Annotated in this window: 9 protein-coding genes; 5 read left to right on the forward strand and 4 right to left on the reverse strand. The window is 65.9% G+C overall.

All coding sequences use genetic code 11. The features are described 5' to 3' along the window. Nucleotides 1-296: 296 nt before the first annotated feature. A complete protein-coding gene (locus WFK61_RS15655; RefSeq protein WP_336813017.1) occupies nt 297-455 on the forward strand; it encodes a hypothetical protein in 159 nt (52 codons plus the stop codon). 9 nt (nt 456-464) lie between these two features. After that, the gene (locus WFK61_RS15660; protein WP_336813018.1) at nt 465-677 is read left to right on the forward strand and encodes a hypothetical protein; all 213 of its coding nucleotides are present in this window, start codon (nt 465-467) and stop codon (nt 675-677) included. Between the two features lie 162 nt (nt 678-839). Here WFK61_RS15660 and WFK61_RS15665 read toward each other — a convergent pair whose 3' ends face one another. Together WFK61_RS15665 and WFK61_RS15670 are read right to left on the reverse strand one after the other, a co-directional pair. Further along, nucleotides 840-2,561: an ABC transporter ATP-binding protein gene (locus WFK61_RS15665; RefSeq protein WP_336813019.1), complete on the reverse strand. Its 1,722-nt coding sequence runs from the start codon at nt 2,559-2,561 to the stop codon at nt 840-842. Next, nucleotides 2,558-5,143, reverse strand: coding sequence for an ABC transporter ATP-binding protein/permease (locus WFK61_RS15670; protein ID WP_336813020.1), 2,586 nt, complete (start codon nt 5,141-5,143; stop codon nt 2,558-2,560). Before WFK61_RS15670 ends, WFK61_RS15665 begins: the two co-directional genes overlap by 4 nt. A 226-nt stretch (nt 5,144-5,369) precedes the next feature. On the opposite strand from WFK61_RS15670, the gene WFK61_RS15675 reads away from it, so the two are divergent. Both WFK61_RS15675 and WFK61_RS15680 read left to right on the forward strand, forming a co-directional pair. After that, complete coding sequence (locus WFK61_RS15675) at nt 5,370-6,386, forward strand: helix-turn-helix transcriptional regulator (RefSeq protein ID WP_336813021.1); 1,017 nt, start codon at nt 5,370-5,372, stop codon at nt 6,384-6,386. 138 nt (nt 6,387-6,524) lie between these two features. Next, a complete protein-coding gene (locus WFK61_RS15680) occupies nt 6,525-8,666 on the forward strand; it encodes a TonB-dependent receptor (protein ID WP_336813022.1) in 2,142 nt (713 codons plus the stop codon). A 337-nt stretch (nt 8,667-9,003) separates the two neighbouring features. Here WFK61_RS15680 and WFK61_RS15685 read toward each other — a convergent pair whose 3' ends face one another. Further along, a complete protein-coding gene (locus WFK61_RS15685) occupies nt 9,004-10,113 on the reverse strand; it encodes a calcium:cation antiporter (protein ID WP_336813023.1) in 1,110 nt (369 codons plus the stop codon). 34 nt (nt 10,114-10,147) lie between these two features. Then, the gene (locus WFK61_RS15690; RefSeq protein WP_336813024.1) at nt 10,148-10,984 is read right to left on the reverse strand and encodes an N-acyl homoserine lactonase family protein; all 837 of its coding nucleotides are present in this window, start codon (nt 10,982-10,984) and stop codon (nt 10,148-10,150) included. Between the two features lie 92 nt (nt 10,985-11,076). On the opposite strand from WFK61_RS15690, the gene WFK61_RS15695 reads away from it, so the two are divergent. Continuing rightward, a complete protein-coding gene (locus tag WFK61_RS15695; protein ID WP_336813025.1) occupies nt 11,077-11,685 on the forward strand; it encodes a TetR/AcrR family transcriptional regulator in 609 nt (202 codons plus the stop codon). The last annotated feature ends 213 nt before the right edge of the window (nt 11,686-11,898 follow it).

Raw genomic sequence — 11,898 nt, forward strand, 5'->3', positions numbered from 1 at the left:
GCCCGCAACGCCAGGAGAAAGCCCTCTTGCTGCCGACCCTATCCAGACCGGGCGCCGAGTAAGGGACAGGACAAACGTCCACGATGAAGGGAGTGACGCCAACAATACTCCGGATGGCCTGACGGAGTCGGAAGAGGCAGTGCGGCGGGCAGCCGAAGATTTGCCACTGGGGCAGAGGTCCCAGGGCTCTACGGAGTCGATACCCGTGTTCGACAGAGCCGACCTACCCCCGAAAGTCTGAGGCCTGACGCGTCGCGGCGACCAGCAGTTCGATTAATCGGATGGAGCATCTGCTCATGACGATCGAGAATGAAGACCAGTACCAGCGGGCCATTGCACGGTTGAAGTCGCTGGCCGATGTGCCTGACAACGAGCGCGACGAAGGCGCCTTTCTCGATCTCTCGGCCGCCATGGTGGCCTATGAAGCGAGCCTTATCGCTCCTGCCGAGCAATAGGCGGCACGGGTGTTCTCCTTCCTCACACCTGTGCAAGCCGTCGACATCGATCCCAAGCGGGCAATTGTTCGATGCGTCGACGACTATGAACGAGCGAAGCAGCGAGTCCTCGGGCTCGGGAACGCGGAAGCAGGCACTCCCGAGGAGATGGAGCTGATCGGCCTTATCGAGGCGATCGAGAAGTGGGAAGCCCGCCATGATGATGTCGAGGGCTGGGGGTAGTCAACGGGGCAATCGGTTTCCCCGCCGCCTCCAAACATGGTTGCCTCTATGTCCGCTTCCGAGCAAGGAGCCAATGTCGGCTTATGGCGCAGAGTTCCTAAGCATACCGCGATCGGCTTTCCAGCAAGTTGGCCGCGATGTGCGCAGTCCGTTCTTAAGCGCTCAGACGGCGTCTCGGTCGAACCTCCAGGTCCGCGCACCCTGCCGGTCGCTCCAATAGTCCGCAAAGCGCCCGCCGGCCGCTATCAGTTCGTCGCGCGAGCCGGCCTCGATCACACGCCCACCCTCGACGAATAGGATCTGGTCGGCGCGGGCGATCGTCTCAAGGCGATGCGCCACGATAAGAACCGTGCGCTGCCCGAAACGGCTCAGCGCCGTCATCACGGCCGCTTCGTTCAGCGTGTCGAGACCGCTTGTCGCCTCGTCGAGCAGCAGGATGGGAGCGTCCTTCAACAGCGCACGCGCGATGCTGACGCGCTGGCGCTCTCCGCCGGAAAGCGCGCCGCCGCCCTCACCGACCGGCGCATCCCAGCGGCCGAGGCGCGCGACGATCTCGTCGACGCCGGCCGCCGCGGCGGCCGCATGAACAGCCTCCTCATTCGCCGATGGGCGGGCGATTCGGATATTTGCGTCGATGCCGCCCTCGAAGAGCTGCACGTTCTGGAACACGATCGAGAGCTGGTCCATCAGGGTCTGCGGCCGATAGGCACGGACATCCTGCTCGCCGAGCTGAACAGAACCCGCATCGACATCGTGCAGCCGCGCGACCAGCGACAGGATCGTGCTTTTGCCCGACCCCGATGGCCCGACGATCGCTGTGATCGATCCTGCTTGGACCGTGAAGGACACGCTTTCCAGCACACGCTGCCCGCCGGGGCTGAACCCGACATCGCGAAATGCGATCGCCGGCGGCCCGGGCCGGGCGTCCTGCTCGGGCTCCGGCTGACGCGGCACGTCGAGGATCGCGAGCATCCGGCTCGCCGCGCCATGGGTCGATTCCAGGGCCGGGAACAATTCGGACAGCGTGTTCAGCGGCTCGAGGAAGCGCAGCACCACGACGATCAGCGCAACGGTTCGGGCCCCATCCGTCACGCCCTGCGCGAACATCAGGGCCAGCACCGCGACGAGCGTTAGCAATGTGGCCTGCATTGCCAGCGAGAAGGCGAGCGTGCCCGGCAGCGTGAACCAGAGAATGCGCAGCCCATTGCGCTTCTGACTGGCGATCGCCTCACCGAGCGGCGTCCCGTCCGCTCCCGTGCGGCCGGCAGCGCGCAGTAAGAGCTGGGAGCGCGCGAATTCCTCGGTACGGGCCGCGGCCTCCTCGGAAGCGGCGGCATAGTCGGCCTCGGCCCGGCGCATCAGTCGCGCACCGAGGAGCAATGCACCGAACAATAGCGGCGCGGCCAGCAGCGCCGCCAATCCGAGCGGCCAAGCGACGAAGAGCAGGCCAAGGCCGATCGCGGGCGGCAGCATGACGGCGATCGTCGCCTGCGTGGCGAGGTTGACCGAACTCGCGAAGAGCTCCGGCACGGCACCGGCCAGCGCGCGTTTCGCCTGGCCCTGCTGCGCGGCGCCGAACCAGCCGATCGGCACCGCCAGCAGGTGATCGACGAGCCGGCGGTTCATCGAGGTCATCATCGCGAAGCCGAGATCGAAAGCCCTGATCACCAGATGCCGCTCCAGCGCCCAGCCGGCCGCGATGCTCGCCGCGAGCGCGCAAAGCCAAGGCAGAGCCTCACGCGGGGCCGACGAGAACAGCGCGCCGAGCAGCGGCACGAGCAGCAGCGCGGCTGCCGCCCGCAGGCATGCGGCGACGGCAGCGAGCAACAGGTAGGGCACCAGCCGCGGACGGGCCTCCGGAGGCAGAAGAGTCGCGACGATCATGATGCCTTCCTTTCCGCGCCGGCCTGCCAGAGATCTCGGTAGAGTCCAGGCTTGAAGAGCAGCTCGTCATGGCGTCCGCGCTGGACGATGCGGCCGGCCTGCATCACCGCGATGCAATCGGCATGGGTGATCGTGTGCAAGCGATGCGCCACCACCAGCACCGTCCGCTGGCCGATCAGGGCGCTGAGCGCCTGCTGGACGAGATGCTCCGATTCTGGATCGACGAAGGCCGTGGCCTCGTCGAGCACGAGGATCGGCGGATCGGCCAGAAGCGCGCGGGCGATGGAGAGGCGCTGCGCCTCGCCGCCCGACAGGCGCGCATCCTCGCCGACGACGCTGTCATAGCCGCGCGGCAGGGCCAGGATGCGCTCATGGATCTGCGCGGCGCGGGCGGCGGCCTCGATCTCGGCCATAGCGGCGCCCGGGCGGGCCAACGCGATGTTGTCGCGCAGCGTGCCCTTGATCAGCCGGACATCCTGGAAGACGAAGCCAACGGCGCTTTGCAGGGCCTCGGGCGTGAGGTCTCGGATATCGATCGCCTCGCCGCCGGCGACGATGCGGACCGCGCCTCCGGTAACGTCGTGGAAGCGACCGGGCAAGCCGGCGAGCGTCGATTTGCCGGCTCCGCTCGGCCCGACCAGCGCTGTCAGCGTTCCCGGCTTCAAGTCGAGATCGATCCCATGGAGCACCGGCTTGCGCGGCCGGTAGCCGAAGCTCGCGGCCTCGAAGCGCAGGCCCAGCGGCCCCGGCGGCAGGCTGCGCAGCGAGCGGCTGCGGTCGAGCTCGGCCTCCTCCAGCAAAAGCCCGATGCGCCGCGCCGCCTGCTTCGCCTCGCGCAGCGGCACGAACCCGTACATCACCGCCATGATCTGGGCGCCGAAGGCAGCGCCGAGGAAGAGGAAGGGCAGGAGATCGGCCGGCGCCATACCGCCTGAAATGATCCGCCAGCAGCCGGTCGCCACGATCAGCAGCAGGAAGGCCGGCGGCTGGATCGCGAGCTGCGATGCCACCTTGCGCCCTGCCATCGGGCGCTGCCAGCCGTTGAGGAAACCGGCTTGCCCGTCGAGCGTCTCGCGCAGGGCCCGGCCATCGCCGCCGAAGACGCGCACCACCGGCAGTGCCTCGACGAAGGCGCTGGCCGCGGCATTGGCGCGCTTCGTCCAATCGGCATGGATGACGAGCTTGTCGGCGACGCCGCGCATCATATGGCTAAACAGGGCGACGAAGGCGATCAGCGGCAGGAACAGCATGGCGGCCAGGCCCGCATCGACCGTGAACAGGTAGACGATGACGGCGACCGGCGTGACGATGCCGGCGACCACGTCGGGCACCGCATGGGTGATCATGTAGTGCAACCGCCCGGCATCCTCCTGCACCGCTTGGTGCACGCTCGCGGCATTGCGGTCGGTGAACCAGCCGAGCGGCAGCCGCGCCAGCTTGGCGACGACCCTGAGCCGCAACGCATGGCCGAACCGGGCATCTACGGCATGGAGCGAGAGCATCAAGGCCGCCGAGAGCACTGCGGCCGCGCCATAGAGCCCGATGGCCCAGAGCGCCAATCCCGACAGGTTCTCCCAGCGGGTCTGGCCGGCGAGCAAACGGCGGCCGAGCTCGGCAAGCAGGACGAGCGGCGCGAGCTGCATCAGCGAGATCAGCCCTTGCAGCACACCTGCCGCCCGCAGCTTCCAGCGCAGCGTCGCCAGCAACTCCGTGCCGCCCTGCGACCGCCAGCGCCGTGGGCGGGCAGGGCGCTCCGGGGCGGCTTTCCCAACGACCGCCGACGCAGCTTCGACGGCAGGTTGCGTCACGGCAGGCTCGGGCTGCTCCTCAGGCGCTGGCGCAGCCTCCTTGCGCAGGCGCATGGCCTTGCCGCGAATCCAGTAGGCGGTGTGCTTGATGTCGGCGAGGGGGAAACCGTGCGTCTGGTTCAGCGCCACGCGCAATTGCTTGATCGCGGTGTTCTCGGCCGCGACCCAGGCATACCAGTTCGACCAGTCGCGCGCCGGGACGGCTGCCGCCAGCGCACCGGTACCGGCTCCCGTCCAGAGGATTTCGGCGCCGGGATGCGACGTGACCGGGATTTCGGCGTCGCCCGGCAGATTGGCCTGCAGGATCACCACGACCTGCGCCTCCGGTGGGAGCTCCCCGAGAATGGCGTTGATCGCGGGAATCGCGGCCGGGTCGCCCATCAGCAGGTAGCCCTCCGGGTCCTCCGGCGGGTCGAACTTGTGAAACATGTAATAGGAGGCGGTGATGGTATCGCCGCGCTGCGCGGCCGCGGCCCAGCCCGAGGCCGGCCCCATCGGCTCGTGCAGGACGAAATCGAAGCTGACCTCGCCCGTCGCGGCATCGGGATCGACCAGCGTGTAGCCGCGCTGATGCACCTTGCCCGGCTCGATGGGATCAGGCGCCCAAAGCCGGACATAGCTCGCTGTCGGCGTCTCGCGACCATCGATCATCGTCGGCGCCGCCAAGCGGATACGACGGAAACCTGGCGCGATGTCCGTGACCGAGAGCACGGTCATGACATGGTCCGTAGCCCCGAGGGCCTTCATCATCGTCTTCTGGAAACCACCCGCCACGACTACCTCCGATTGTCGGCGCTGCCGTGCACAGGCGGGTCGCGGCTGTCAAATCGCATCAAGCAAGAGTACGCTATCGTAAATTCAAATATCGATACCAAATCAAGACTACGATCTTACCAATCGAGATGATTGACTATTTTCTCGATGAGTCGATATTGGCTCTCATCTGCGGATATATACGCAGGATTGGAACTGGTATTAATCGAAAAGATCTCACATCGCCATGACGATGCAGAACCTGATCCCGTCGCGCGGCATGAGCACCTCGGACCTGATCCGTCTTGGCGCGGAGTTCTCGCTCGGTGCCCAGCCGGTCGATGTTTCGCCGCGGGAGCTCGACACGCCGCTCTATACCGGCCGGCTCCTGGCGCATGAGGTGCAGCCCGGCCTGACGGTGACCGCAAGCGACGTCACCTATGTCGGCCGGCAGGACATGATCGTAGACATGGAGCCGACCCTGCTTTGCGGGGTCATGCTGACCGGCTGCACCATCGAGACCGAGGTGGTCGGCCATGGCCGCGTAACGCGGCTTCCCGGCCACGCCTATCTGATGGGCTTCGGCCGGACGGTGCGATATTGCAGCCCGGTCGTTCCCGGGCAGCGCTTCCGTACTGCGGGTTTCATCCTGAAACCGGCCTTCTTCGACCGATTCGGCGATAACCTCGCCGATGACGGGCTGGCGATCCTGCGCGATTTCGTGATCGGCGATTTCCGCGCGGAGATGCTGCCGCGCTCGCCCCGCTTGCTGGAGATCGCCCGGCTCTGCCTCGAACATCCCTATAGCGGCCAGCTCGGCCAGCTCTTCCTGGAAAGCAATGCGCTGGCCTATGTCGTCGAGGTCGCCGAGCTGCTGAAGCAGGAACGGCGGGTGATGGCGCTGATCGGGCGGCGCCAGTACGAGCGGGTCCTGGAAGCGCGCGAGATCCTTGATTCCGATCTCGTGAACACGCCGACGAGCTTGCAGCTGGCCCGTCGCGTCGGCGTGAACGTCACCACGCTGCAGGCCAATTTCAAGACGGCCTTCGGCACGACGATCTTCGGCTATGTCCGCGACCAGCGCCTGATGATGGCGCGCGTGCTGTTGCGCGAACATGGCCTGGGTGTGGCCGAGGCGGCCCATCGCGTTGGCTTCGCGCGGCCATCCGCCTTCAGCGCCGCCTATAGAAAACATTTCGGTCATTCGCCGCGCGGCGAGACATCGCAAGGTAAAAGCGGTCGAAGCAGTTTGGAGGAAATCTAATAAATATTTGGTTTTGCGAATGTTTTTCCGTGTCGGGCGATGGTCCCGGCATGGCGGTACAAAGGGCGGCCCCGTATTCCTCGCTTCAGACAGGAAACCGGTACGACCATGATGAACAGCGCTCCTCGATCGAGACTGGTGGGCGGAACCGCCATCACGCTGGTCGCCGTCACTTTCGGGCTGGCAGGCACGGCGCTGGCGCAGGCGCCGGGGGAGACGATCCAGCTCGACACCATCACGATCACAGCCACCAAACGCCCGCAGGCCGATGCCAACCTGCCGATGGCGACGACGGTGCTGTCGCCGGAAGCCGTGCCGCCCTCTTCGCTCGACCCGATCGCCGATGTGGCGCGCCAGTCGCCCGGTACCAACTTCATGGATTTCGGCCGCTTCGGCGAAAGCTACATGACGATGCGTGGTGTCGGCACCCTCGGTACGGCGCTGAACTCGCTCGACAGCGTGATCGGCCTATCGGTGGACGGCGTGCCGACGACGTTGTCCGCCATTAGCGCGCCCTTCCTCGATGTCGAGCGGATCGAGGTGTTGCGCGGCCCGCAGGGCACAACCTTCGGCCGGAATGCCTTCGCGGGCGCGATCAACGTCGTCAACACGCCGGCCGATGGCAGGCGCGAATTCCGGATCGACGCTGAAGGGGGCTCGCGGGGCTATGGCTTCGTACAGGGCACCGCGGGTGGCTGGCTCGTCCAAGACAAGCTTGCCGGCCGCGCCGCCGTGCGCTTCCAGAACTTCAACGGCGACATCCCCAATGTCGTGATCGGCGGCCACGAAGGCGGCGCGCAACTCGGCAGCGCGCGCGGCACCTTGCGCTTCACGCCCGACCAGAGCCTGACCATCGACATCACCGGCAATTACAGCCGTGATCAGCGGCACAACTCCGCCTTCATCTTGCGCGAGCAGGCGCGCTACCCCGCCAGCGGCACCGATACCCGGCCGCGGAACGAGCAGGAGATCGCCTCAGGCTCGCTGAAGATCACCAAGCGCTTCGAGCCGTTCATCCTGACCTCGACCACGAGCTACCAGGACATCAAGCTCAGCAATCTCGGAGATTTCACCGACTCGCTGCTGTTCAGCAAGGCGACCGGCTTCCCGGCTTTCCTCTTCAACAGCCCATATAACGACAAGATCTATTACGAGGATCGCGAGCGCATCTTCAATCAGGAGATCCGCCTGAACTCGCATGAAGGCTCGCCCGTGCAATGGGTTCTTGGCGCCAGCTATTTCCGCTCGGATTTCGAGACGAACCGCGTCTACGGCACCGCCTTCTCGCCGACGCTGAACGGCACCTTCAACAACAAGATCGCAAGTGAGACCATCGCGGCCTTTGCCGACGCGACCGTGCCGATCGGCTACGGCTTCGACCTGTCGGGCGGCCTGCGCATCGCCCATGACCGCCAGACGCTGCACGGCAACTACGTCTCCAACGGCTTCCCTGGCACAGTGCCGGCGCTGGCGCAGCGCAAGAGCTTTGACGACACCTACCTGACCGGCCGCCTTGCCCTGTCCTATCACTGGAATGACAAGGCGATGAGCTACATCTCGGCGGCGCGCGGCTATGCCTCGGGCGGTTTCGAGAAGACCACCTCCTTCGCCGGCTTCGGCCTGCTCTCGACGGCGTTCCAGCCGGCCAAGTCCTGGACCTACGAACTCGGCACCAAAGCCGAGGTCGCGGACGGCGTGCGCGTCAACGGCGCGCTCTTCTTCAACGACGTCAAGGACGGCCAGCTCTCCGGCTTCGATCCGCTGACCTTCCTGCCGTTCATGACGAACCAAGCCTATCGCAGCTACGGCTTCGAAGGCAGCGTCAATGCCCGGCTGGCCGAAGGGCTGGAGCTTACGGCCGGCGGCGCCTGGATCAAGTCCCGCGTCGTCGATGCGACCGCGGCTGCCTTGGCCTCCGGCGTGCGCAACGGCAATGAAGTGCCGCAGGTTCCGCACTTCACCGCCAACGTCGCGCTGTCCTATCGCGTCGCCGCCGCTCCGCTCGGCATACCCGGCTATTTCAACGCCCGCGCCGAGTACCAGTTCGTCGGCAGCCGCTACAGCGATGTCCAGAACAGCCAGGGCGCCAAGATGGAGGCTTATCACATCGTCAACGGCCAGATCGGCTGGGAGAAGGACAACCTGAAGATCTATGCCTTCGCCCGGAACCTGCTCGACGAGCGGCCGCTCTCCTACGCCTTCACCTATGCGCCCGGCGCGACGGTCAACTATGTCGGGCGCGGTCGCGTGGTCGGCGTGGGCACGTCCGTCACCTGGTGAGGCCGCCGACCGGGCTCGGTCGGATAGAAATCGTCCCGCCAAGCGCTGAGAAAGACCAACAGCTCGATCATCGCCGACTGACGGGGGCATTCACTCGGCGCTGGGATGTCTGCTTCCGGGCGAAGTTCGAATGTTCGCAAATGGCGCAGCATAGTCTCGAACATCGGGTTGTTTAGGACCTCTGCCCTAGCGAGATCCTGATGCCGGCAAGAACGGACTAACCAACTCGAATGCTTCGACAGCGTTCACAAGCGGTGTCGTGACCGGCGTCGGCTGTTCGGCCATTGGAGCTCGGGCTAAGCTTTTGGTGGATCAGGTGTCGAATCTGACACTCCGGCTAAGGCTGAAAGCTGAGGAACAGGAAGGTCGCGAAGATCACGAGGTGGACGAGGCCGTGCAGCACATGGGTGCGCCCGGTCGCGAAGGTCAGCGTGCTGACAAGCATGGTCAGCGCCAGCAAGATCATGGCCGAGGGTTCGAGGCCGAGCGTCAGCGGCTTGCCGAGATGCAGCGTGACGATCGCCACCGCCGGAAAAGTCATGCCGATGGTGGCGAGCGCCGATCCCAGCGCCAGGTTAAGGGCCTTCTGAAGCGCGTCGCTGCGGGCGGCCTGCACTGCGGCGATGCCCTCCGGCAGCAGGATCAGCATGGCGACGACGAGGCCCGTGGCCTGCGGCGGCGCGCCGACCGCGACCCGGCCGAGCTCGACGATGACCGCGAACTTCTTCGAGAGCATCACGATGGCGACGAGCGCGACCAGCAGGAGCGCGCCGCTGATCGCCAGCCGCTTCGCCGTGGGTTCGAAATGCCAGTCGTGATGCGGCGCCGGCACGATGAAGTAGTCGCGATGACGCACGGTCTGGATATAGAGGAAGGCGCCGTAGAGCAGCACCGTCGCGACGGCAACGAAGACGAGTTGGGCCGAGGAGTAGCTCGGCCCCGATGCCTGCTGCGTGAAGTTGGGCAGGATCAGCGTCAAAGTCGCCAGCACCATCAGCACCGTCAGATAGGCGCTGGCGCCGGAGACGCGAAAGCTCTGCTCGCGATAGCGCAAGCCGCCGACGAGGATGCAGATGCCGGCGAGACCGGCGCAGACGGTCATCACCACGGCATAGACGGTGTCGCGCGCCAGCGTCGGTCCGCTTTCGGCGCCCGACATCATGACGGAGGCGATCAGCGCGACCTCGATGATCGTCACGGCAGCCGTGAGAACCAGAGTGCCATAGGGCTCGCCGGTCCGGTGGGCGATGACCTCGGCATGATAGACCGCGGCGAAGATCGCCCCGAAGAGGACGGGGATCAGCAGCACCGCCAGCACGATACCGGTCAGACCCGGAGCAAGCCCCTCGGAAAAGCCGAGCGACGAGGCAACGACGTAGAACAGCGCTGCGAGCAGCGGGTAGATCCAGGCGGTCTGCGGCATCCGGACGAAGCGATTGGCCTTCATGGCTTGCCCTTTGCGGTGTCGGAGGGAAACGGCGTCAGGCGAGGATGGCGCCGGCGGCGAGGCGCGCCGGGCCTTCCGGATCGTGCGCGGGGAGCAGGATCGTCGGCTCCTGCGCGGCGAAGTGGCGGATCGCCTGCAAGGTCGCGAGCGCGGTCGCGGGGTCGTTGGTGACGCCGTCGGTCTGGCCGGCGAGGAGATTGGCCTGGGAATAGGTGGCGTCGCCTGCGAGGAAATACGTCACGCCCTCGCCACGCACGATGACCGAAACATGCCCGTCGACATGGCCGGGCGTCGGCACCAGCAGGATGCGGCCGTCCCGCGTGATAGGATGGGAGGCCGGGAACGGGCCGACCGCCGGCCCGTCCATCGCGACGAGATCGGGCTTCAGCCAGACCGGCCAGCGCTGCGGCAGGCAGCCGGTCATCATCCCGCGCAGTCCGGTCGAGATGGCGTAGTTCTCACGGGGGCCGACGATGCGGCTGCGCGGGAAATGATCTAGCCCGCCGGTATGGTCGTGATGGAAATGGGTGAGGATGACCGTCCCGATATCCATCGCCGGGTCGAGCCCCAGCGCCAGCAGGCGCGAACCGACCTCCTCATGCGGCGCCACCCGGATCTGCACCTGCTTGTAGAAGGGGTTCCAGCCCGGCAGGTAACCCGGCACGGAATTGCGCCAGGTATCGCCGGTGTCGACGAGGAATCGCCCTTCGGGATGCTCGATCAGGAAACACAGGATCGGCAGCGGCTCGACCCAGTTCCGGTCGCGGAAGATGTCGATCTTCCGGCCGATGCCGCCGCGTCCTTCCTGCCCGGTGCGCTGCGCCGTCTTCATCCGGGCCTTCCCCGTCTCGATCGCCGTCACCTTGATCATGGTCGCCTCTCCTTAAAAAGAACGGTTATTCGTTTTATTATCCCTCGTGCCACAAACTTGTAAAGAGGGAGCGTTCGTTTTATTTCGATCCCATGCCGAAGATTTCCGACGAGAAGCGCGCTGCCCGCAGGGCTCAGATCCTGGAGGCCGCCTGGGCCTGCTTTCAGAAGGAGGGCCTGCACGCGACCACGATGGATGACATCATCCGTGCGTCCGGCCTCTCCGCCGGCGCGGTCTATTCGTATTATCCAAGCAAGGACGAGCTGATCCTGGCCGCTGTCACCACCTCGCTCTCGGGACTGACATCATTGGTCATTCCACTGCTGCAGGCCATGCCCGCGCCGGCGCCAGCCACGCTGCTGCAGCAGATCGCTGCGACGATCGACCAGTTCACGGCTCGCGAAGGCTATGACCTCAAGCGCGTCGCCCTGCTCGGCTGGGCCGAGGCGCAGCGCAACGAGCGGCTGCGCGCGACCATGCGCGGCTTCTACCTCGCCTTCCGGGATCTGCTGGAGCAAGCGCTCGGGCGAGCGGCCGATGCCGGCCATCTGGAGCGCAGCTTGTCCGGCAAGGATGCCGCCAAAGCGCTGCTCGCCATGATCGTCGGCTTCGTCGTTCAGGATGCCCTGCTGCACGATGTCGAGCCGGAGCAGCTAGCGCGCGGGCTAGCCGCGCTTGCACCTCTGCGACGCGACGATTGAGGTGCCGGGTAGCCCAGACGCCATCAATCAGTCGCGCAAGTGACGCGCGCCCTAGCATGCATATTGGGTGAGCCGCAGGAAGCGCACATACCGGACGCCGGACCAATTTGATGCCGGAATCCTGCTACCGCCCGGTACTGGTTGTGACTTGGTTGGACGAAATGGTCTGAATTTCCGCTTACCGGCACGTCACCCACGTCCGCTCATGGCGCA

The sequence above is a fragment of the Allobosea sp. MMO-172 genome, from assembly GCF_037147855.1.
GTDB lineage: Bacteria > Pseudomonadota > Alphaproteobacteria > Rhizobiales > Beijerinckiaceae > Allobosea.